17 protein-coding genes, 1 pseudogene and 1 CRISPR repeat array (1 of these 19 cut by a window edge) are annotated in these 22908 nt (G+C 54.9%); of the genes and pseudogenes, 14 read left to right on the forward strand and 4 right to left on the reverse strand.

Features of this window, described 5'->3' with window-relative positions:
* The first annotated feature begins 58 nt into the window (after positions 1–58).
* The 5 genes from atpG to atpE all read left to right on the forward strand — a co-directional run bounded on the left by atpG (position 59) and on the right by atpE (position 4431).
* Positions 59–925, forward strand: a complete 867-nt coding sequence (gene atpG / locus PCAR_RS05560) for an ATP synthase F1 subunit gamma (RefSeq protein WP_011340672.1) — start codon at positions 59–61, stop codon at positions 923–925.
* A 300-nt stretch (positions 926–1225) separates the two neighbouring features.
* Complete coding sequence (atpD, locus tag PCAR_RS05565; RefSeq protein WP_011340673.1) at positions 1226–2632, forward strand: F0F1 ATP synthase subunit beta; 1407 nt, start codon at positions 1226–1228, stop codon at positions 2630–2632.
* A 202-nt stretch (positions 2633–2834) separates the two neighbouring features.
* Complete coding sequence (locus PCAR_RS05570) at positions 2835–3251, forward strand: F0F1 ATP synthase subunit epsilon (protein WP_011340674.1); 417 nt, start codon at positions 2835–2837, stop codon at positions 3249–3251.
* Positions 3252–3349: 98 nt separating this feature from the next.
* Positions 3350–4054: a F0F1 ATP synthase subunit A gene (gene atpB / locus PCAR_RS05575; RefSeq protein WP_011340675.1), complete on the forward strand. Its 705-nt coding sequence runs from the start codon at positions 3350–3352 to the stop codon at positions 4052–4054.
* Between the two features lie 110 nt (positions 4055–4164).
* Positions 4165–4431, forward strand: a complete 267-nt coding sequence (atpE, locus tag PCAR_RS05580) for an ATP synthase F0 subunit C (RefSeq protein WP_011340676.1) — start codon at positions 4165–4167, stop codon at positions 4429–4431.
* 215 nt (positions 4432–4646) lie between these two features.
* Here the strand turns inward: atpE and PCAR_RS05585 are convergent, their stop codons facing one another.
* Entirely contained in the window at positions 4647–5498 is an 852-nt protein-coding gene (locus PCAR_RS05585; protein ID WP_011340677.1) for a hypothetical protein, read from the reverse strand.
* 42 nt (positions 5499–5540) lie between these two features.
* Positions 5541–6353 carry a class I SAM-dependent methyltransferase gene (locus PCAR_RS05590; RefSeq protein WP_011340678.1) on the reverse strand — a complete coding sequence of 271 codons (813 nt, stop codon included), beginning with the start codon at positions 6351–6353 and terminating at the stop codon, positions 5541–5543.
* Positions 6354–6687: 334 nt separating this feature from the next.
* Here PCAR_RS05590 and PCAR_RS05600 point away from each other — a divergent pair, with 334 nt between their 5' ends.
* The 7 genes from PCAR_RS05600 (at position 6688) to cas6e (ending at position 15380) form a co-directional block, all read left to right on the forward strand.
* A complete protein-coding gene (locus tag PCAR_RS05600) occupies positions 6688–7659 on the forward strand; it encodes a helix-turn-helix transcriptional regulator (RefSeq protein WP_011340679.1) in 972 nt (323 codons plus the stop codon).
* Positions 7660–7745: 86 nt separating this feature from the next.
* On the forward strand, positions 7746–10460 hold the full coding sequence (locus PCAR_RS05605) for a CRISPR-associated helicase/endonuclease Cas3 (protein ID WP_011340680.1): 2715 nt from the start codon (positions 7746–7748) through the stop codon (positions 10458–10460).
* Complete coding sequence (gene casA, locus PCAR_RS05610; RefSeq protein ID WP_011340681.1) at positions 10457–12022, forward strand: type I-E CRISPR-associated protein Cse1/CasA; 1566 nt, start codon at positions 10457–10459, stop codon at positions 12020–12022. The genes PCAR_RS05605 and casA overlap by 4 nt, the downstream gene beginning before the upstream one ends.
* Before the next feature lie 15 nt (positions 12023–12037).
* The gene (gene casB, locus PCAR_RS05615) at positions 12038–12583 is read left to right on the forward strand and encodes a type I-E CRISPR-associated protein Cse2/CasB (protein ID WP_011340682.1); all 546 of its coding nucleotides are present in this window, start codon (positions 12038–12040) and stop codon (positions 12581–12583) included.
* Positions 12584–12614: 31 nt separating this feature from the next.
* Positions 12615–13736 carry a type I-E CRISPR-associated protein Cas7/Cse4/CasC gene (gene cas7e, locus PCAR_RS05620; RefSeq protein WP_011340683.1) on the forward strand — a complete coding sequence of 374 codons (1122 nt, stop codon included), beginning with the start codon at positions 12615–12617 and terminating at the stop codon, positions 13734–13736.
* 10 nt (positions 13737–13746) lie between these two features.
* Entirely contained in the window at positions 13747–14481 is a 735-nt protein-coding gene (gene cas5e / locus PCAR_RS05625) for a type I-E CRISPR-associated protein Cas5/CasD (protein WP_011340684.1), read from the forward strand.
* Positions 14481–15380 carry a type I-E CRISPR-associated protein Cas6/Cse3/CasE gene (gene cas6e, locus PCAR_RS05630; protein WP_011340685.1) on the forward strand — a complete coding sequence of 300 codons (900 nt, stop codon included), beginning with the start codon at positions 14481–14483 and terminating at the stop codon, positions 15378–15380. The genes cas5e and cas6e overlap by 1 nt, the downstream gene beginning before the upstream one ends.
* Before the next feature lie 3 nt (positions 15381–15383).
* Here cas6e and PCAR_RS19220 read toward each other — a convergent pair.
* Together PCAR_RS19220 and PCAR_RS05635 are read right to left on the reverse strand one after the other, a co-directional pair.
* Positions 15384–15721 (reverse strand): annotated as a pseudogene (locus tag PCAR_RS19220) (type II toxin-antitoxin system PemK/MazF family toxin).
* Positions 15706–15948 carry a ribbon-helix-helix domain-containing protein gene (locus tag PCAR_RS05635; RefSeq protein WP_011340687.1) on the reverse strand — a complete coding sequence of 81 codons (243 nt, stop codon included), beginning with the start codon at positions 15946–15948 and terminating at the stop codon, positions 15706–15708. The pseudogene PCAR_RS19220 and the gene PCAR_RS05635 overlap by 16 nt, the downstream one beginning before the upstream one ends.
* Positions 15949–16049: 101 nt before the next feature.
* On the opposite strand from PCAR_RS05635, the gene cas1e reads away from it, so the two are divergent.
* Both cas1e and cas2e read left to right on the forward strand, forming a co-directional pair.
* Positions 16050–16970, forward strand: coding sequence for a type I-E CRISPR-associated endonuclease Cas1e (gene cas1e, locus PCAR_RS05640; RefSeq protein ID WP_011340688.1), 921 nt, complete (start codon positions 16050–16052; stop codon positions 16968–16970).
* Positions 16951–17259: a type I-E CRISPR-associated endoribonuclease Cas2e gene (gene cas2e, locus PCAR_RS05645; protein WP_011340689.1), complete on the forward strand. Its 309-nt coding sequence runs from the start codon at positions 16951–16953 to the stop codon at positions 17257–17259. The genes cas1e and cas2e overlap by 20 nt, the downstream gene beginning before the upstream one ends.
* Before the next feature lie 72 nt (positions 17260–17331).
* Positions 17332–22908: direct repeats of the CRISPR family, unit length 29 nt; unit sequence GAGTTCCCCGCAGATGCGGGGATGAACCG (it continues 1223 nt past the right edge of the window).

Below are 22908 nucleotides of genomic sequence, written 5' to 3' on the forward strand. Positions count from 1 at the left end.
TGGGTTCCATAGGGCTCATCAGGGAACTTAACAGCTTTGCTTTCGCAGAAAGAAAACCATGGCAAACCTGAAGGACATCAAAAAGCGCATCAGCTCGGTAAAAAGCACCCAGCAGATCACCAAAGCCATGAAGATGGTCGCCGCGGCGCGTTTTCGCAAAGCGCAGGCCGCCATCATGGCGGCGCGGCCTTATGCCGCCAAGATGCAGCAGGTGCTGGCCTCCCTGGCGCTGCGCGAAGACCCGGCGGTCCATCCGCTGTTGCAAAAGCACGAGCGGCGCGGCCGGGCGCTGGTGCTGGTGGTCAGCTCCGACCGCGGGCTGTGCGGCGGCTTCAACCTTAACGTCGCCAAAAGCACCGCCCAGCTGGTGACGGACAACCGCGACGGCTTTGACAGCTACGAGCTGCTGGTGATCGGCCGCAAAGGCCGCGAGCAACTCAAAATGCGGGGACTGATCGCCGACAAGGTTTATGAAGATATCACCGCCGATGCCACCTACGCCACCGCCGCCCTGATCGGTCAGGAAGTGGTGGAAGGCTACGAACAGGGCCGCTTCGACGCCGTGTATCTGGTCTACAACGCCTTTTACAGCGCCATCCGCCAGGAGGTCAGCATCGATCGCCTGCTGCCCATCACGCCGGCTGAGGCCGACGACCAGACCCCGCCAGTGCAGCCGCTGTACGAGCCGGCGCGCGGCGAAGTGCTGGCGTCGATCCTGCCCAAGCATGTCGAGGTGCAGATCTATCGGGCGCTGCTGGAATCGGCCGCCTCCGAGCACGGCGCGCGCATGAGCGCCATGGACAGCTCCAGCAAAAACGCCGGCGAGATGATCGACAACCTGACCCTGCAGTACAACCGCGTGCGGCAGGCGGTCATTACGACCGAGCTGGTGGAGATTATCTCGGGGGCAGCGTCGGTCCAATAAACCGGTGAGTCTCCTTTTTTACTGCAGAGTTCGCGGAGTGCGCAGAGACATGCATAAACAAAAGATTTCTCCCTCAGCGTTCTTTGCGTGCTCGAGAGAGCGCAGCGAACGGGCGGTGAAAAGAACTTAGAACCACAGTATTTTACCGCAGAGTTCGCAGAGAACGCGGAGAACGTCAAATAGGACAGTTTAACTACGATTTACGGCGAATTTCAGCATAAAGAAAAGATTTTCTCAGCGTCCTTTGCGTGCTCGAGAGAGCGCAGCGAACGGGCGGTGAAAAGAAGAGGAAGGCATATTATGAGCAACGGCAAAATCACCCAGGTTATCGGCCCGGTCATCGATGTCGAATTCGAAGCCGGGGAGCTTCCCGAGATCTATTACGCCCTCAAGGTCAGCAATCCCAGCCTCGGCGACGAGCCCTGGAACCTGGTGGCCGAGGTCGCCCAGCATTTGGGGGAAAACACCGTGCGCGCCATCGCCATGGATTCCACCGACGGTCTGGTGCGCGGCCAGGAAGTGCTCAACACCGGCCGCCAGATCAGCGTGCCGGTCGGGCGCGGCACCCTGGGGCGCATCCTCAACGTTATCGGCGAACCGGTGGACGAACAGGGGCCGGTGGAGACCGACACCACCTGGGAGATCCACCGTCCCACCCCCGAATTCGTCGACCAGTCGACCAAGGTCGAAGCGTTTGAAACCGGTATCAAGGTCGTCGATCTGCTCGCGCCCTACGCGCGCGGCGGCAAGATCGGCCTGTTCGGCGGCGCCGGGGTCGGCAAGACCGTGCTGATCATGGAACTGATCCACAACATCGCCAAGAAACACGGCGGCTTTTCGGTTTTCGCCGGGGTCGGCGAGCGTACCCGCGAAGGCAACGACTTGTGGAACGAAATGAAAGAATCCAACGTCTTGGACAAGACCGCTCTGGTCTACGGGCAGATGAACGAACCGCCCGGAGCCCGTGCCCGCGTGGCGCTGTCGGCGTTGACCGTGGCCGAGTACTTCCGCGATCAGGAAAACCAGGACGTGCTGCTGTTCGTCGACAACATCTTCCGCTTTACCCAGGCCGGTTCCGAGGTTTCGGCGCTGCTCGGCCGCATCCCCTCGGCTGTCGGTTATCAGCCGACCCTGTCCACCGAAATGGGCGAGCTGCAGGAGCGTATCACCACCACTAAGAACGGTTCCATCACCTCGGTACAGGCCATCTACGTGCCCGCCGACGACCTTACCGACCCGGCGCCGGCCACCACCTTTGCGCATCTCGACGCCACCACCGTTTTGTCCCGGCAGATCGCCGAGCTCGGCATCTACCCGGCCGTCGATCCCCTCGACTCCAGCAGCCGCATCCTCGATCCGCAGGTGCTCGGCGAAGAGCACTACCAGGTTGCGCGTGACGTGCAGTACGTGCTGCAGCGCTATAAGGATTTGCAGGACATCATCGCCATTCTGGGGATGGACGAACTGTCCGAAGAGGATAAGCAGACCGTCTCCAGGGCGCGCAAGATCCAGCGCTTCTTGTCCCAACCGTTCCACGTGGCGGAGATCTTTACCGGCACGCCGGGCAAATACGTGGAACTGAGCGAGACCATCCGCGGTTTCAAGGAGATCGTCGAAGGCAAGCACGACAGCGTGCCCGAGCAGGCTTTCTACATGGCCGGCGGCATCGACGAAGTACTGGAGAACGCCGCCAAGATGGCGTCGTAACAGGGCTGGGTTTAACCGCGGAGATCGCAGAGATCGCAGAGAAATTCTATAAAGACTTTTTTTGTCTAAAAAAGAATAAAAGTAGGGCCCGCAGAGAGCATAGAGTTCTTCTTTAAGATTTTTGCCCTGGCTTTTTGCCTCTCTCAGCGTGCTCCGCGTTCTCTGCGGTAAACAGAATTTCAGAAAAAAAGGATAACCATCCATGGCGCAGAAACTGAAACTGGAGATGGTGACGCCCGCCGCCCAGGTGCTCATCGAGGAGGTCGACGAAATCGCCGCCCCGGGCAGCCTGGGGCAGTTCGGCGTGCTGCCGGGACATACGCCTTTGCTGACTACCCTGCAGGTGGGGGAATTCAGCTACCGCAAGGGCAGCGATGTCTATTACCTGGCGGTGAACTGGGGGTATGTGGAAGTGGCCGAGGACCGGGTGCTGGTGCTGGTGGAAACCGCCGAAACCCAGGACCATATCGACCTGGCACGGGCCAAAGCGGCCCTGGGACGGGCCGAGGCGCGGTTGCGGGAGCTGACCCCGGCGGACAAGGAATACCACAACATGCAGGCGGCTCTGCAGCGCGCCATGGTGCGGATCCAGGTGGCCGGGCGTGGTGGGCGCGGCTGACCGAATCCGCGGCAGGCGGCCCATGAAGATGAGGCCGCATAGATGCTTTTTTCCGAAATTGTTTGTCTAAACACATCGCATCGATGGGGACGGAAGAGATGACGCATCCCTTTGTACTTCTAAAATGGCTGATCGCAAAACTGCACTTCGGCTTTTCGGCCGAAATGCTGGAGCAACATGGCTTTTTTCAGCATGTCACCCATACCTGGCTGGTTATGGCCATCCTGATAGGGGTCGGCCTGCTGGCCACGCACAGGGCCGGGCTGGTGCCGGGCGGCATGCAGAATTTTATGGAGCTTGTACTGGTGGAGATCCGCGGCATGGTGCGTGACACCATGGGGCCCAAAGGTATGGTCTATTTCCCGCTGATCGCCACGCTTGCCCTGTTCCTGCTGGTGTCCAACCTTATCGGACTGATTCCGGGATTCGCACCGCCCACCGCCAGTCTCAATACCAACGCCGCCCTGGCCGTGGGGGTTTTCCTCGTCACCCACATCGTTGGGGTACGGGAACACGGCATCAGGTACTTCAAACATTTTATGGGACCGGTCTGGTGGTTAACGCCCCTTATCCTGCCGATTGAACTTATCGGCCATCTGGCGCGGCCGTTGTCCTTGTCCCTGCGTCTGTTCGGCAACATGTACGGTCACGAGATCGTGCTGATGATCTTTTTCAGCCTGGTGCCGTTGTTGTTGCCCATCCCCATGATGCTTATGGGGATTCTGGTGGCTTTCATCCAGACCTTCGTTTTTATGTTGCTGTCCATGATTTACATCGCCGGTGCATTAGAAGAGGCGCATTAGGCAATGCCGGCCCTGGTCGGGAGCGGTTCGCGGGCTTCCGGCCATGGGTTCATAATTATTTCAAGACGGTCGTCGGGCCGTTCCATCAAGCAAAGACAAGGAGAAGTACAATGGATTTTTTTTCCTGGGTAATGATTACCGCCGGGTTCGGTATGGCCATAGGTTCTCTTGGCACGGGCATCGGTCAGGGACTGGCCGTTAAGAGCGCACTGGAAGGCGTGGCGCGCAACCCCGGTGCCAGCGGCAAGATTCTGACCACCATGATGATCGGTCTGGCCATGATCGAATCCCTGGCCATCTACGTTTTTGTCGTAGCCATGATCATCCTGTTCGCCAACCCCTTTCAGGATGTGGTTCTCGAACTGCTCGCCAAGTAACGCACCCGAATTTATCATCCTGCCGCCCGGGACGGAAAAGGAGGGAAGGTAACGGCGCCTCCGATACCCCCTGCCGTTCCGGGTGTGCGGCGTGTTCTGATTGGTATGTACGAAGTTGAAACGCCGGCTGTCTCCCTGTGAGATGCCGGCGTTTTGTTTTATCCTGCAATATTATTGTTGAAAGGTGATGTTTGCCCGGAAAACCCCTATCCCGACTATCTCCGAGCGAAATCCTTTAACCCGTCGGCAAGCAGTAGGACTTCTTCGCTCGGCACCGTTGCCGGTAGAAGGGGGTGATAGCTGGGCGTTTTGTTGATATCCAGCAGGATCGGTTCTCCCCGGTGCATCACATAGTCGAATTTACCGAAGTCCATTCCCATAGCGGCTCTGATTTTGCGCAATGCTTCCGGTATTTCTGGAAGCGCTTCCCTCCGGACGGCGTTGTGGGCCTTGACGATAGGGGTTGCAGAACAAAAACGGACGGCATATTCACGATTGCCGAAAAAGATCCAATAACGGATGGCGTAGAGGTCATCCACTCTCTCGGGAACAAAGCGTTCCACGATTAGATTGCGATTGCGCCAGGCCCATTCCGGGACCTCATCCATATGTTGGAAAATCGGGTAGTTGGGTGGTTTGAACCTTTTGGTGAAATGCCAGGGGTTGTGCTTGATCAGCTTTTTTATCAGCTTCCCGCCGAATTGCTGATAGCGGCGCTGCAACTCCGGTAATCCGCCGTAGTTGAGATCCGTTTTTACGATAACCGCTCCGTCCCAGTCGTCGGTTCGGGCGATTATCCCCTGGCTGTAGGCCGTTTTGCTGATGTCGGAGATGCCACCGTTGACGCAGTATTCGTAAGCTGCGGCCATTTTGCGACAGCTTGCCGGCAGGCGGGACAGATCGACGTGCATGAATCCCAGGTCGGCGCCTTGTTCCGAAGGCGTGCCGGTTATGTTGACGGTGATCCCCTGTTGTCTCCAGACCTCTGCCAGATGCGCCAGATAGTAGGAATGGGGCCACGGGTCGGTTGTGCCGATAATGATTTCAAGAGAAGTTGTCTCTGCCATAATTTACGCCTATGCGCGCTGACTGCCCTGTTCTGGAAAATTTTATGGACAACGGTAGATGACCGTTGGGCAGCGGTCACCGAGTTCATAGGATGGTGTGCAAATCCGTTCTTCGATCAGGTATCGGCTCAGTATGGCGCGGGCTTCGCCGAGGGTCGGGAAGTAATAGCGTGCTGTTGAATTGCGGTAGGCCTCCAAGGTGACGATGGTTGTTTTTTCCCAGCCGGTGCAAATGCTGATCCGGTCGTCATCAGCAACGAATTGTCGCCAACAGTCCGGGGCCTGTGATACGGTCACGCCTTCCTGCAGGGTGCCGTGCAGGGCCATAAGTAGCCGCCATTTAAAGATATGAAAATTGCCGATGCGGTTTTGTTCCAGTTCTGTAAAGACCTGGCCTGGCGATTCCGGCACGTCGGGTCGAACGAAAAGTCGCAGTGCCAGATGTCCCCCCGGGCGCAGCACCCTCCGGAGTTCCGAAATGAACCGAAGCATTCCCTGCTCGGCATCCATCAGGGTCATGCAGCCGTCGCCGACGATTAAATCGAAGGAATGGTTGTCGGTAGGCAGTTGACACCACTTACCCCGGACAGCGTTGGATAATATGGTCGGATGGGGGGACCAGACTTCACGGATCATGGCCTCACTCTGATCTACGGCCAGTAACCGACTTCCCGGTGGCCATGGCAGGCCGGTTATTTCCGGCGTAACGCCAAGTAACAATATGTCGGGAGGTTTTTGGGTGAAACGCGGCTGATTTACAATGCTGTGTGTCAAAAAATCAAGATCTTCCGCTTGTGGTCGCAACGGAGGACCGATTTTTCGCCATTGCCGGGCATGTTGGTTCCAGTGAGACATACCGGGATCTTTCTGGAATTTTTATTTTGTAAGGATGGTCTTTTTCGTCGAGATCTTGTTAATTAACATAAAAAGGTTTGAAATTAAAGGTGTTTTCTCAGATTGTACCATTGTTGCCGAGGAAGCCTTTATCCAGTTGAACGGCAATTTTCGGAATTGACTCCATGCGTAGTTTGCCCCCTGTCTTCTGCATCAGATTGTCACATTTAATGTTCCATTTATTGTAAAAGATATCATTGTCTGGTAGTTTTCTATGTTGAAACTCATTGGTTTTTTCATTAAGAAGTGACCCGGTACGCCTCCCTGCGTTCCGAGCCACAGAGGAGAACTACCTGTGGCCGAACACCTCAAGTTCGAGCGTTACTGCTGGTTTGACTGTCAAGTACGAAACGGTCGTTTTCCCAATGCCAGTACCTTAGCCCATCATTTCGAGATCTGCACCAAAACCGCTCAGCGCACCATTGATTTTATGCGGGATCGCCTTGCCGCACCCCTCGAATACGATGCGCATCGTAAAGGCTATTTCTATACCGATCAGAGTTTTACTCTGCCGTCATCCCGGTGTACCCAGAACGAGCTGCTGGCCATTCTGTTGGCGAGGAATCTGCTGGCTGACAGTGCCGACGGTGTGATCAGCCGTTCCATCCAGTCTTTCGGTCGTAAGCTGTTTGCCGCCACCGGCGCCTTCGGTCTGGATGAAAAGAAAATCGATACCGCTTTCTCCGCCATCTGGCATGGCTACACCCCGGCCGAAGGTGAGATCTTTCGTCAGGTCGCAGAAGCCCTGATTCACAGCCGTCAGCTCACCTTTTATTATTTCTCTCCGTCCCAAAACCGAACCACCCTGCGTCTGGTCGAACCGGTTCACCTGCAGCATTACATGGGTAGCTGGATCCTGCTCGCCCGGTGTACAGAACGGTGCGACTGGCGCAAATTCTTTCTGGGGCGCATGTCTCAAGTGCGTCTGACCGATATCCCCTTTACTCCGCCTCCTCCCGGTTATTGGCAGGATCACCTCGCCGGCGCTTTCGGAATTTTCCAGAGCGGCCATCCGCAGGAAGTCGTGCTCCGGTTCAATGCCTATCGTGCCCGCTGGCTGCGTCACGAGATCTGGCATCCGAAACAGATCATGGAAGAACAGGCCGACGGTTCGCTGATCCTGCGCTTCGTCGTCACCGATTTTCGCGAGGTCAAGTTGCGGATATTGCAGTACGGGGCGGACGTCGAGGTGCTCGCTCCCGAGGGGCTGCGGGATGAGATTCTCGGGGAGATCGGACGGATGGTGAAGGTTTATGGCGGGGAGTGAAGTTTTATTCAGACATATGACGTTAGATGTCCGGGGTTGGGTGGTAGGGTGTGAAAATATACCATTGGATGTATTCGGAGTAGTAAATGATTGATAAAGAAAACTCCTTTTTTAGATATTGGGGCAAAACGGCAGATAACGGTAGATATCATCTGCTGCCGTACCACTGTTTGGATGTGGCGGCGGTAGGGTGGCTGCTTCTCGCACCAGGCAGACCGTTAACGAAGTGGCTCCGTTTGACATTGGGGGTCCTGCCTAAATGGCTTCGGAAGTGGTTCGTTTTTTTGCTGGCTTTGCATGACATCGGCAAGTTCGCGACAGCATTTCAGGGGATTAAGCCGAACCTTTCCGAACAGCTTGTCCCTAATGTCCAGGGCATGTCCTATAACGAGCGGCACGACAGTTTGGGATTTCTCCTTTGGAGGAAAGTTATCAGTCCTCTCTGGAGTGCTTCCGGGTTGGGAAACGAACAGGATGTGTCACCCAGCCAACTTCGAGCCTTTGAACCTTGGCTAAAGATTGTTACCGGCCATCACGGAATTCCCCCTAAAGATGTTTTGAATCGGCATCAGGAATATTTTACCGAAAATGACGAATTGGCCGCAAAGAGTTTTTGCCGATCGGTTTCGCTACTATTTCTTCACGATATTGATTTGTCCATCCTGACGGATAAAAAATTTAAAAATCGATTACAACAATGTTCATGGTTTCTGGCTGGGATAACGGTATTGGCGGACTGGATTGGCTCCAGCGTGCCTGCTGACCAGTATTGTTCGAGCGAAATCCCTTTGTCTGAATATTGGTTTCAAAAGGCTTTGCCTCAAGCAGAACAAATTCTTGCCACCATAAATCTTACCCCCGCATGTTGCTCGTCTTTTGCAGGCATTAACCATCTGTTTCCTTTCATCGAACAACCTACTCCTTTGCAGGCTTGGGCAACTTCCATTGTCGTCAATGACCGACCCCAGCTTTTTATATTGGAGGACGTGACCGGTGCCGGAAAAACCGAAGCGGCTGTGACTCTTTGCCACCGTTTGCTCAATGCCGATGCAGCGGACGGCATCTATGCGGGCATGCCGACGATGGCGACGGCCAATGCCATGTATCTTCGTCTGGGGAAAGCCTACCAGCGTCTCTTCTCCGCGGAGCAGAAGCCCTCTCTGGTATTGGCGCACGGAGCGCGACATTTGTCGGATGCCTTTCGTAATTCCGTCGGCCTGCCGGACAATGCTGGGGGAAATGCGGAGTACGAAAAGAATGAGTTAAGCGGCGAGGCATATTGCCATGCCTGGTTGGCCGACAGCCGTAAAAAAGCTCTGCTTGCCGAAGTTGGTGTCGGTACGCTCGACCAGGCGTTGCTAGGCATTTTGCCCGCCAGGCATCAATCCCTTCGGCTCTTGGGGCTTTCCCGAAAAATTCTGCTTGTTGATGAAGTCCATGCTTACGACCCCTATATGAATTTATTGTTGCAGACTCTATTGCAAGCCCATGCGGCCAATGGAGGCAGTGCCATCCTGCTTTCCGCGACCTTGCCTCATAAAATGAGGGAACAGTATGTCCAGGCTTTTTGTTCTGGCTCTGGTGGTGAGGCCCCCGCTCTGTCGTTGGAGGCTGAGTATCCGCTGGTAACGCATGTTGCGTCGCATGTCTTTTCCGAGGAAAAGATTGCAACGCGCCAGGATGTTGCACGCTCTACCGCAATCGATTGGTTGCACAACGAGGGGGAAGTTCTTGACCTTATTCGCAAGCAAGTAGAACAGGGACATTGTGTTTGTTGGATACGCAACACGGTTGGCGATGCCCGCAAGGCGTACGACGCGCTGGTGGGATGTGGTTGGATCAAAACGGGGCGACTTTCGTTGTTTCATAGCCGCTTTGCCATGATCGACAGACAGCGCATCGAAATTCAAACCCTGGAGTTTTTTGGGGATAACTCCGATGCGGAAATACGTCGTGGCCGAGTGCTTGTCGCCACCCAGGTTGTCGAACAATCCCTCGATCTGGATTTTGATGTGCTGATTTCCGACCTTGCCCCGATCGATCTGTTAATTCAGCGTGCCGGTCGCGAACATCGTCATATCCGGGATGAATTCGGCAACAGGACTCGTGAAAAAGGGGCGACGGACCGGCGCGAACCCCCTGTGTTTTACATCCTGGCTCCCGAACCGAGTGACACACCGGAAGCAACATGGTTGAAAAATGTGCTGCCAGGAACACAAGCGGTTTATCGGCATGTCGGACAGCTTTGGTTGACGCAAAAGATTTTGCTGAAAGAACAGGTTATAGAGCCCACAAAAAATTCCAGGATATTGATTGAGGAAGTCTTTGGGGACGAGGCTCAAGATTACATTCCTGAGGCATTGCTTGATCTATCCTGGGACGCGGAAGGAGATGCCGGGGGCAAACGCGGCATCGCTCGTTTAAACCGTCTGGACCTGTCGAAAGGGTATTCAAGACGCAGTGCCGAGGATAGTGGCGGCTGGGATGAGGATACCAATATCCCCACCCGGCTTTCCGAACAGACGGTAGATGTCGCCCTGGTTGTTAAAAAGGGTGTGGAACTGCTGCCTTATGCGCATACCGAAAGGTTTCCATGGGATATGAGTACGCTCAGTTTACCGAAAGGGGAATGGGAGCAGGTGCAAAAAAGCATTCCACGCCAGTGGCAGCCCCATATCGATGAGCTAAGGGAAAGAGAAAAAGCCCTTAAGTGGATCGAAGTGCTGCCGTTGGTCGATGAATTATTGCCTTGTTACGACAAAGCTAAGGGCTGGAGCTCGAAAAAAGGAGATGACAGATGAATCTGATTGAAGACGCTTGGTTGCCGGTTCTGCGGGAGCAGGGTCCGGATAAAATCGCTCCTTGGCAAATGGTTGAACCGTACAATCCCGTTTTGGAGATCATCGCTCCACGTCCCGATTTCCAAGGTGCGCTCTATCAGTTTCTGATCGGTCTGTTGCAGACCTGTTTCACGCCGGAAGATCACGATGAGTGGCTGGAATATTGGGAAGAAATGCCGACGGTTGAAGAATTGAAAAAAACTTTTGAAAAGGTGGCCTCTGCATTTGAGCTGGATAAGCCAGTCGACTCGTCTTTTTTACAGGACTTCGATTTGAAAGCTGGTGAGATAAAAAACATCGCGGGTTTGTTGATTGAATCTCCCGGTGGGAAAACGATCAAAGACAATCTCGACCATTTTGTTAAAGGTGGTGCGATTAGAAGGGTTTGTCCCTCCTGTGTAGCCACGGCCTTGTTCACCCTTCAAATCAATGCGCCTTCAGGCGGGGTTGGTCATCGGGTGGGACTGCGTGGTGGCGGGCCGCTGACCACCTTGGTGATGCCTGGTGCTAAGGAATCCCTTTGGAAAAAGCTTTGGCTTAATGTTTTGGATAGAGACTGGTTTGAAACGACCGACATCGAACTGGGCCCGGGCATTTTTCCCTGGATGGGACCGACGCGCATCTCTGACAAAGGCGGTAAGAACACAACGCCGGAGGATGTTGATTCTCTGCAGGTGTACTGGGGGATGCCGCGACGTATCCGTCTGGATTTTCTTGATGCCGAAGAGAGCCGTTGTGATTTATGTGGCGAAAACGCTACATCCTTTGTCGAAAAATATCGGACACAAAATTACGGGACGAATTATGAAGGTGCATGGGTACACCCGCTGACACCTTACCGTTTCGACCCTAAGAAGGAAAAACCTCCTTTATCTTTGAAGGGGCAACAAGGCGGCTTGGGGTATCGGCATTGGCTTGGGGTGACCATGACGGATCAGTCGTCCGGCGATTGCTCGGCAAAAGTTGTTAAAGCCTATATGGAAGAAAGGGTTCACAGCTTGACGGGAGAATCGCTTGCCAGGCTGTGGTGCTTTGGCTACGACATGGACAACATGAAGGCACGTTGCTGGTATGACCATGAAATGCCCCTTCTCAAACTTGATGCCGCGCAAAGGGACAATCTGTTGCATTGGGTGAAGGAGTTGGTCGATGCCGCAACGGATGTTTCAGGATTTTTGCGAAGTCAGCTCAAAGAAGCCTGGTTTAAACGAGCCAAAGACGTTAAAGGCGACATGAATGCTGTTGTGTTGGAATTTTGGCAACAGAGTGAGAACGATTTCTATGCCTTGTTGAAACGTTTTTCCGATCTTCCCGGCGACCAACGTCAAGTTCCCCCGGAAATATACGCATTCTGGGCAAAAACCATTCGAAATCTGGCGCTCGACCTGTTTGATTCCTGGGCGTTGGAATCTCCAGTCGAAGATGCTGATATGAAACGGATTATCGGTGCCCGTAAAGAGTTGGCAAAGAAACTGCGCACAAGTAAGGCAATGAAAACTCTGCTCAATAAATCTTCCCTATAGAGAGGAGGCCATAAAGTGAGAGAACAGGAGTTTTGGTCGGAAGAGGCAAAACAAAAGTTGCGAGCCTGGTTTTGCTGGCTCGACGACAATCGTGGCGACCGTGCTCGATTGCGGCGAGCCGAAACACCGGATGACGTAGTGCTGACCGAGCCGTTTTTTAATTTTTTACGGCAGATGCCGGAAAGTTGGGCAAGGCCATGGAATCTGCCGATTGCCGCTATGGTTGCGGCGGTTCTGGCCCATGTAAAAAAGGACGAGGATAAGGATAAAAAGGATAAGGATAAAAAATCTTTTGCCGCCCAACTTGCTTCACCAAAGCCGGGGACCGATAGACCCTGCATGAGCGAAATGCGCTTTCAGCAGCTACAGAAGAGCCGGACGCCGGACGAATTTTTTCGGCGTTTGATTCGTGCAGTCAAACTGGCGGATAGCCACGTGAACATTATTTCACTGGCTGACAGTATTCGCCGATGGATGAATGAATATCGTTACGGAATCAGCTTGAAGCCGCTTGACCGGCTGGCCGTACGTTGGGCAAGCGATTATTACACTTCTAAATAATGTGAAAATTTAAAATCAAGGAGACATCATCATGAGTCGTTTTATTCAACTGCATCTTCTCACCTCATATCCTCCGGCAAACCTCAACCGCGATGATCTGGGCCGGCCAAAAACCGCAAAAATGGGCGGAGTGGATCGTTTGCGGGTTTCTTCGCAAAGCTTGAAACGTGCCTGGAGGACTTCGGATTTGTTTGGAAAGACTGTGAAAAATGGTTTAGGTACGCGAACCAAAGAGATGGGTAGGAAGGTTTATGAGCGTTTGGTGGAAAAGGGGATTGGGCATAAAGATGCTCTGTCCTGGGCCGGGGCTATTGCCGGAGTTTTTGGGAAGCTAAAGAAGTTGACAGATAAAGAAAAAACGGCCCTGAAAAAACTTGCTACCGAAGAGCGTCGCGAAAAAGAGTTGGTTGAAGTTGAAATTGAGCAGTTGGCGTTTTTCGATCTGGAAGAAGAACAAGCTGTTCTGGACCTGACAAATAGCATTGCGGAAAGAAAGGAAGGCCCGCAACCGGAAGAGCTGAATTTGCTGCGTCAGAAAATGACGTCGGTGGACATCGCGCTTTTCGGCAGGATGCTGGCCTCAAGTCCCGCTTTTAATGTCGAGGCAGCCTGTCAGGTTGCACATGCGATCAGCGTGCATCCGATTGTTATCGAAGACGATTATTTTACGGCAGTCGATGATTTGAACGATGGCAGTGAGGATGCCGGTGCCGCGCACATTGGCGAAACAGGTTTCGCGGCGGGGTTGTTTTACTCATACATCTGCATCAACCGTGACCTGCTGGCGGAAAACCTGGGTGGTGATGAAGACCTGGCGCAACGGGCCATCGCTGCACTGACCGAAGCTGCCGTCAAAGTGCCCCCCAACGGCAAGCAAAACAGTTTTGCCAGCCGCGCGTATGCAAGTTATGTGCTGGCGGAAAAAGGTGAGCAGCAACCCCGTTCCCTTTCGGTGGCTTTTCTGAAGCCTATCGACAACAGGACGCTTTATCGTGATGACCAGGATTTTGGCACCGCTGCCGTTGAGGCACTGGAAGCACATCGCCAAAACATGAACAAAGTATATGGCGATTGTGCGGATGAACTCTATGCGATCAATGCCCTGAAAGGTGATGGGGCAATGGCCGAGTTACTTGATTTCGTCACCTGTTGAGGAGGCATGAATGAAACATTTGGTCTTTCGCCTCTATGGGCCGCTTGCGGCCTGGGGAGAGATTGCCGTTGGCGAATCGCGCCACTCCGCGGTTTATCCCAGCAAGTCGGCGTTGTTGGGATTGTTGGCTGCGGCGCTTGGCATTCGGCGTGATGAAGAGGAGCAACAGGCTGCATTGGCTGCCGGGTATCTATTTGCCGTCAAAGTATTGCGAACCGGTTCGTTGCTAAGGGACTATCATACGACACAAGTTCCGGATTCAGCAGGAAAGGTGGTTTATCGCACCCGTCGCGAAGAACTGATACGCGGTAAAGCACGTCTCGGAACGATCCTTTCCAGCCGTGAATATCGGTGTGATTCTATGGCCTTGGTCGCTGTCAGGGCTAATGCAAATGCTCCTTTTACTTTGGAAACAATTCGAGAGAAATTGTTGAAACCGGCATTCCTTCTTTACCTTGGGCGGAAATCCTGTCCTTTGGCTGCTCCCCTTGATCCGGTTGTCAGCGATTGGGACAGTTTCGGACAAGCTCTGGATGAAGCCGAACTCAAAGCTTTGATGGTAGAGCCCGACGATGAACAGCGATGGATACCTGTGGAATACCAGACCCGTTATTACTGGGAGGGTGAAGACAGCTCTCTGAAAGCGCAGCAGGTATTAACCCGCCATGACCAGCCTTTCTCTCGGAGACGTTGGCAATTTTCTCAGCGTGCGGAAAACCTGTGTATCGGGAAGGGAGAGGGCTGATGTATTTTTCACGAGTTCAACTCCAACCGGAAGTTCAACGATCATCTCAGCTGAGCCAGGTGTTGACGAGTAACTCTTATGGGTTGCATCAACTGTTATGGGATCTCTTCCCTGCAGAGGAGAAACGCAGCTTTTTATTTCGGGAAGAAATTGCCAAGGAACAGTTGAAAAACCAAAGACGAACTAAAGGGGAATCCCTTTTCTACATCGTTTCGAGGCATGATCCGCAAACTGAAACTCCCATTTTTCGGGTAGAGAGTAAAGTATATGCACCGGTTATAAGCCAGGGCCAGCAATTCGCCTTTAAATTACGGGCGAATCCCATCGTTGCCAAGAAAAAGCCAGGCAAAAAAAACTCCGTACGTCACGATGTTGTCATGAATGCCCAACGGCGCTTGCTTGAGGAGCTCGCAAGTTGCCTTGGCATTCTCGATGTCCAACGCCAAAAAAAATCGGTTTTACGCCATCGGATTCTCACTGCCTGGAAAGACGGTGAAAAGCGTTTCTGTTCAGAAAGGTTACGGGAAGATATTCGGACCAATGAACGATTCGAATCGCTGGCAGATGCGCATATGGAGCCGGTTCAACTGATGGACTGGGCATTAAGGGCTGCTTCTGATTTTGCCCTCGAATCCTGGCTAAAGGATAAAGGAGTGCGAAACGGTTTCGAGCTTGTTCATGATGAAGGCATGAACGGGAGTAAAAGATTGCAGTTTCAAGCGGAAGGTTATCGGTGGCACGCCATGCCGAAAAAGGGTCGAGACGCAGGATTCAGTTCCGTCGATTTTGACGGAGTGCTGCAAGTGAACAATTCGGAGTTATTCCAGGCAATGCTTTTCAATGGCATTGGCCCAGCCAAAGCTTTTGGTTGCGGATTGATGATGGTACGGCGGATGTAAACATCAACCCACAATCTCGCCCAGTGCCTCCACCACCATTGCCAGCACTTCGGGGCTGGCCTCGGCGAGCTGTTTTTGCCGATGCGTTCCATGGCGAGGGTGCGGATTTGGCTGATTTTGACCCAGGACTTTTGGGGTGCATCGGGACCGGCGAGTTCGAGGGTGAGCGGAAATTCGGCCTTTTGGGGTTGGCTGGTGATGGTCAGGACGATGACTGTTCCGGAGCGGGCGTTGAAAACGTTTTGACTGATAATCAGTGCCGGTCGTAAGCCGCCCTGTTCGCTGCCGCGCACCGGGTTGAGGTCGGCCCAGCGGATGTCGCCTCTCAATATTCGGGCCATTCCCTCAGGTCCTCTCCAACGCGTTCTTCGGCCAGGGCTTTTTCGAACCCGGGGTCGAGTTTTGCGCACTCCCGGGCCAAGCGGTTGTGGGACATACGCGAGAGCTTTTCCTGCAGGGCCTTTTCGATAACGCGGCTGCGGCTGGGGAATACATGGCCGGCCACCAGGCGGTCGACCTCGCTCAAGGTTTTTTCGACAAGAGTGACGGCGATCTTTGTTTTTGGCATTTTCTGCCTTCCACCATGGCTTGGGGTATTACCTTTTGTATGACGATATGTTTTACCCCGCAGTCTGTCAATGGTTGGTGCGAGGGTCAATGGGGGATTGAATGGAACCTATTTTGCCGCAATTGAAGCCGATTCCGATCAAGGATCGGCTTTCCGTGCTGTTCGTCGAAAAAGGTCAGCTCGATGTTCTTGACGGGGCGTTTGTGCTTGTCGATAAAACCGGGGTGCGGACCCATATTCCGGTTGGAGGGGTGGCCTGTCTGATGCTGGAGCCGGGTACGCGGGTTTCCCATGCCGCGGCCACGTTGGCGTCGCGGGTCGGGTGCCTGCTGGTGTGGGTGGGCGAGGCCGGGGTGCGACTGTATTCCGCCGGACAACCGGGCGGGGCGCGGGCTGACCGGTTGCTCTATCAGGCCAAACTGGCATTGGATGATACCGCCCGGCTCAAGGTGGTGCGCAAGATGTACGAGATGCGTTTCAAGGAGAAACCGCCTGAGCGTCGCAGCGTCGAGCAGCTTCGCGGCATCGAAGGGGCCCGGGTGCGCAAGATGTACGATCTGCTTGCCCGGCAATACAAGGTGCCCTGGAAAAAACGGAACTACGACCATACCGAATGGGGAAGCGGCGATGTTCCAAACCGCTGTCTATCCTCCGCTACAGCGTGCCTCTATGGCATTTGCGAGGCGGCTATTCTGGCTGCCGGATATGCTCCGGCGGTCGGTTTTATCCATACCGGCAAGCCGCAATCTTTTGTTTACGACATTGCCGATATTTTCAAATTCGAAACGGTGGTACCGGTGGCGTTCAAGATTGCAGCCAAGAAACCGCACAACCCCGAGCGACAGGTGCGGCTGGCCTGTCGGGATGCGTTTCGTCAGACGCGGCTATTAAACCGCATCATTCCAACCATCGAGCAGGTGTTGACGGCGGGCGAGATGCAGGTGCCGAAGGCTCATGAAGAGGCGGTTGACATAGCCATTCCAAACAAGGAGGAGATAGGCGATGCTGGTCATCGTGGTTGAAAACGCCCCGCCTCGATTGCGAGGGCGCTTGGCTTTATGGTTACTCGAAGTTCGGGCCGGTGTTTATGTGGGCAAAGTGTCCCGGCGCATTCGAGATATGATTTGGGATAATGTGGAAAAGGGGATAGATGACGGCAATGCCGTGATGGTCTGGAGCACCAATACCGAATCCGGCTTCGATTTTGTGACCCTCGGTGCGAATCGGCGTATTCCCAAAGAAATGGAAGGTATTAAATTGGTGTCGTTTCTCCCGGAAATCTCTTCCGGATACTCTCCGGATTTTGAATAAATTTTGATCAGATTTTTTGGTGCAGTTTTTCGGTCTTTGAAAACCTAATATTTTCATGTGCTTAAAAATAGTGAGTTCCCCGCAGATGCGGGGATGAACCAGTCCGCCAGTCGTTGAACACCCGGCGACAAACAGAGTTCCCCGCAGATGCGGGGATGAACCTTTCCCGCGTGTCCCTGAGCTTGTTAAGCTTGCGAGTTCCCCGCAGATGCGGGGATGAACCGCATTACGAGTGGGGAACCGAAAGCGTCAAGTTGAGTTCCCCGCAGATGCGGGGATGAACCGTTTGGTAGGACGTGGCATGCTCAATAGGTGGGGAGTTCCCCGCAGATGCGGGGATGAACCGTCGGCAGCGGCACCGGAAACGATGTGCTGTAAGAGTTCCCCGCAGATGCGGGGATGAACCGTTCTGTTTTGCTCATGCTGCCTCCCTTATCGCGAGTTCCCCGCAGATGCGGGGATGAACCGCCTGCCAAGGGTGGTTATTTTCTCGATGAAATGAGTTCCCCGCAGATGCGGGGATGAACCGGCCTGTTTGCCCTGATTTCCTCGGTGACTACGGAGTTCCCCGCAGATGCGGGGATGAACCGTATCGCTTCGAGCATCATGTAAATCGCCTTTTGAGTTCCCCGCAGATGCGGGGATGAACCGATGGACGAGAACTACAACCTGACATACGAGGTGAGTTCCCCGCAGATGCGGGGATGAACCGTTTTTCGACCATCTCGTCTTCGAGCTTTACGCGAGTTCCCCGCAGATGCGGGGATGAACCGTGCCTTTATTTCGTTGCGGCAAACTTCTACGTGAGTTCCCCGCAGATGCGGGGATGAACCGGTTGGGCCTGTTACAGCCGAATGGATTAACCGGAGTTCCCCGCAGATGCGGGGATGAACCGGAAAATAGATGGCAACAAAAGTAGGAAATTTAGAGTTCCCCGCAGATGCGGGGATGAACCGTGGAAATGATTGGAGAAGAGCAACACCCAATAGAGTTCCCCGCAGATGCGGGGATGAACCGAGCACCCGGCAAATGTGGAAATGCACGTTGACGAGTTCCCCGCAGATGCGGGGATGAACCGGTGCTATCGTCTTTCATTCCCCACCTCCATACGAGTTCCCCGCAGATGCGGGGATGAACCGTTGTACGGTGCTTCTGTAATGCCCTGACCAAGGAGTTCCCCGCAGATGCGGGGATGAACCGGAGAACTCGCCAAGGATGTCAACAGCGTTGTCGAGTTCCCCGCAGATGCGGGGATGAACCGGTTATTACCGTCTCCCCGTCCACGCTGAAACAGAGTTCCCCGCAGATGCGGGGATGAACCGGAACAGATCCTCCACCTGCTGGCGCTCGCTGTGAGTTCCCCGCAGATGCGGGGATGAACCGAAGTTGAACACTCCAACAAAAAGAAAAGGCCAGAGTTCCCCGCAGATGCGGGGATGAACCGGTTTGGCTATGCCGATGCTGAAGTGAGCGTAAGAGTTCCCCGCAGATGCGGGGATGAACCGCTCGATCACGCCGCGCCTGTAAATCGTTCAGTGAGTTCCCCGCAGATGCGGGGATGAACCGTATATCCCGAATCCGTGGTTGACAATGGTGATGAGTTCCCCGCAGATGCGGGGATGAACCGGGGAGGATTTTGATGAACTGATACGCCAGCACGAGTTCCCCGCAGATGCGGGGATGAACCGGACGACAACACGCCGTTTCCGACGTTGCCCGGGAGTTCCCCGCAGATGCGGGGATGAACCGGCAGCCGTGCCGTTTTCCTTACCAACATTATTGAGTTCCCCGCAGATGCGGGGATGAACCGCTTTTTGATGTCGTCAATCTTGGGGTTGAAACGAGTTCCCCGCAGATGCGGGGATGAACCGGATTGGGGCTGGCCGAAAAGCGGAAAGCTCAGGAGTTCCCCGCAGATGCGGGGATGAACCGATAGACGACAACCAGGTGTTGTTGTTTGAGAGGAGTTCCCCGCAGATGCGGGGATGAACCGGCGGATGGAAAAGTCTTTACGCTCGACCTGTTGAGTTCCCCGCAGATGCGGGGATGAACCGGGCATCTCTGCGAAAAATCATAGGGTGACAATGAGTTCCCCGCAGATGCGGGGATGAACCTGTTGAAGATGGGATCAATTTTTTGTTTCGGGCGAGTTCCCCGCAGATGCGGGGATGAACCGCTGGCGCAGTTGTTTCCACTGACCCAGCACCAGAGTTCCCCGCAGATGCGGGGATGAACCGATATGGTTATAACAAAAAACAAATCATGGAAGGAGTTCCCCGCAGATGCGGGGATGAACCGCCGCTTGACTTCCACCGATGCCAAGACTGTGCGAGTTCCCCGCAGATGCGGGGATGAACCGGAGGGTTACACATGAGGGCAATGTTTCAAGGAGAGTTCCCCGCAGATGCGGGGATGAACCGTGTGATGTTTCAGGGACGCTCTCTTAATTTTTGAGTTCCCCGCAGATGCGGGGATGAACCGCCCTTAAAGTCACCATACTGTAAGTCATACATGAGTTCCCCGCAGATGCGGGGATGAACCGTTTGAGCCGCTTATCGGTGATCCTGGTGATGGGAGTTCCCCGCAGATGCGGGGATGAACCGGTTTCGTGCAGCGTTGCTTCGCTCGGATATCCGAGTTCCCCGCAGATGCGGGGATGAACCGGGAGGCTCGCCTTGACCTTTCAGTTTTTCAACGAGTTCCCCGCAGATGCGGGGATGAACCGAGTGTGCGGTGGGTGAAGCGCCAGTGGCCGGAGAGTTCCCCGCAGATGCGGGGATGAACCGTAACAGTAGTAGGTTCAACAGGAGGTGCAGTAGAGTTCCCCGCAGATGCGGGGATGAACCGATCGCCGCTCTTAATGCAGCACTGGAAGACGAGAGTTCCCCGCAGATGCGGGGATGAACCGACTCTTGAAAAAATCGCTACGTGGTTACAACAGAGTTCCCCGCAGATGCGGGGATGAACCGTTGATACGTCTGGTGGGCCGGTGTCCTGGCTGGAGTTCCCCGCAGATGCGGGGATGAACCGGCTCGATCATTATTCGCTAGACTACATGCTAAGAGTTCCCCGCAGATGCGGGGATGAACCGACGTTTAGCCAACGGTGGCTTGGTGGACGTGGGAGTTCCCCGCAGATGCGGGGATGAACCGATGCGGTTTGCCACCGGGTCTATAACGCCTAAGAGTTCCCCGCAGATGCGGGGATGAACCGGCGACCAATACCGCCACGTAAATGTGGTTCCAGAGTTCCCCGCAGATGCGGGGATGAACCGGCCGTTGCCAAACTCTTTAACGATTTTCACAGGAGTTCCCCGCAGATGCGGGGATGAACCGGCGCGGCTGTTATGTCCACCGCCGGTTCTGCCGAGTTCCCCGCAGATGCGGGGATGAACCGGTCATGAAGACGGTCGGCGATACGTCAGCCAGGAGTTCCCCGCAGATGCGGGGATGAACCGGGGGAACGGATACCCGACATGCTACAAAATCGGAGTTCCCCGCAGATGCGGGGATGAACCGCTCGGCCTGTACAGCTGCCTGCACGGATGCAGGAGTTCCCCGCAGATGCGGGGATGAACCGTGGGCTATGGTTCATCCAGATGTTTCCTGGATGAGTTCCCCGCAGATGCGGGGATGAACCGCTCGAACACATGAAAATTCTTGAGGTGTGCAAGAGTTCCCCGCAGATGCGGGGATGAACCGAAAGGATAAAGTCATGGGGCTTACTGGAGACGGAGTTCCCCGCAGATGCGGGGATGAACCGATGTACGGGTCGGTGCATCGCATGGAAGAAATGAGTTCCCCGCAGATGCGGGGATGAACCGATGCTTCTTGCAGCTGCACATGCCAGAGAGCCGAGTTCCCCGCAGATGCGGGGATGAACCGCATCCCCGTCTTCCGTGATTGCTGATCGAGTGGAGTTCCCCGCAGATGCGGGGATGAACCGGCCGTACGTCCATTACCGACCATGCTCTGGAAGAGTTCCCCGCAGATGCGGGGATGAACCGCCACCTTGCTCAATGCGGCCTCCGAGGTCGGAGAGTTCCCCGCAGATGCGGGGATGAACCGTGCATATATCCCACATGACATGATCTTCAAAAGAGTTCCCCGCAGATGCGGGGATGAACCGTTTTGGTTTTAGACACCGGTGGATCGGCTAGAGAGTTCCCCGCAGATGCGGGGATGAACCGATGCGCGAGGCGATCGAGGAGGCAGAGGCGGCGAGTTCCCCGCAGATGCGGGGATGAACCGATGCGCGAGGCGATCGAGGAGGCAGAGGCGGCGAGTTCCCCGCAGATGCGGGGATGAACCGAAACAGGCCACAGCCAAGGGGGTGCGCCTATTGAGTTCCCCGCAGATGCGGGGATGAACCGTTAACATAATAACTTGCCCGTCAACACATTGAGAGTTCCCCGCAGATGCGGGGATGAACCGACCGACTTCCTTGCGGGAAAACTCGGACGGATGAGTTCCCCGCAGATGCGGGGATGAACCGTTCGCTTTCCATCCTTGTCAACAACGCCATCGAGTTCCCCGCAGATGCGGGGATGAACCGGTCCGCGTCATCTCCACCCACGACGGCGTGGCGAGTTCCCCGCAGATGCGGGGATGAACCGTTTCAGGTCGAGTTGCGCAATCTTCCCTTCGCGAGTTCCCCGCAGATGCGGGGATGAACCGATGCCGCCTTTCTGGTTGAGGGCATAGCTGACGAGTTCCCCGCAGATGCGGGGATGAACCCCTCCATTCCTACCGTTAATCGTTCTCTTCGGCGAGTTCCCCGCAGATGCGGGGATGAACCGGCGGACGCACCGTCGCGTTTGAACACAACCCCGAGTTCCCCGCAGATGCGGGGATGAACCGCCTTCGCGCTACGGAATGATGCAACCAGGTGGGAGTTCCCCGCAGATGCGGGGATGAACCGGGAGGTAATGTCGATGCCCTGCGAAAAGTCGCGAGTTCCCCGCAGATGCGGGGATGAACCGTCGGGTCGGCTTGGGTGGACGAATCCTCCGACGAGTTCCCCGCAGATGCGGGGATGAACCAGCCCTTGACCTGATCAAACCCTATAAAAAAGAGAGTTCCCCGCAGATGCGGGGATGAACCGGGTATTGAGACATGGTGACCCTTTGATTGGTAGAGTTCCCCGCAGATGCGGGGATGAACCGATGCTTCTTGCAGCTGCACATGCCAGAGAGCCGAGTTCCCCGCAGATGCGGGGATGAACCGCCGCACCGTGGTGGGAACAGAATAGGCACGAAGAGTTCCCCGCAGATGCGGGGATGAACCGGGGCAGTGGATGATGTTGACGAGTTGGCTGAAGAGTTCCCCGCAGATGCGGGGATGAACCGTCACCAACATAGGGGGGTATCTTTTCCCAAGCGAGTTCCCCGCAGATGCGGGGATGAACCGTCGCGCATGGCCGTAGCTTCCTTGGCGACGTAGAGTTCCCCGCAGATGCGGGGATGAACCGCCGTGAGGCGGGTCGTGGAGGCCAAGGGCAAGGAGTTCCCCGCAGATGCGGGGATGAACCGCGGCAGGCTGAGCAGTTGGGCATACCTGAGAGGAGTTCCCCGCAGATGCGGGGATGAACCGGGTTTTGGGTTCAGCCTTATACCCAGTGCGAAGAGTTCCCCGCAGATGCGGGGATGAA

Origin of the sequence: Syntrophotalea carbinolica DSM 2380, assembly GCF_000012885.1 — a bacterium.
Lineage (GTDB): Bacteria > Desulfobacterota > Desulfuromonadia > Desulfuromonadales > Syntrophotaleaceae > Syntrophotalea > Syntrophotalea carbinolica.